The 218-nt window shown below is 44.5% G+C and carries 1 rRNA gene; it reads right to left on the reverse strand.

The annotated features are described in order from the left end of the window. Positions 1-109: ribosomal RNA gene (locus tag H5123_RS20480) — 16S ribosomal RNA — on the reverse strand; the annotation flags it as partial. Positions 110-218: the final 109 nt, after the last annotated feature.

Here is a 218-nt window from a genome sequence, read left to right on the forward strand (position 1 = left end):
TCCGCCGCTCGTCACCTCAGGAGCAAGCTCCCTTGTGTTACCGCTCGACTTGCATGTGTTAGGCCTGCCGCCAGCGTTCAATCTGAGCCATGATCAAACTCTTCAATTAAAGTTTTTTGAATCTTGCGATTCGGCTCAATGAATTCTGATTGCTTATCTCACCGAAGCGAAATAAGTCTTTGTACATATTACTATGAACATTCATCGTTGCATTGAGT

Origin of the sequence: Shewanella sp. SR43-4 (assembly GCF_014163845.1) — a bacterium.
Lineage (GTDB): Bacteria > Pseudomonadota > Gammaproteobacteria > Enterobacterales > Shewanellaceae > Shewanella > Shewanella vesiculosa.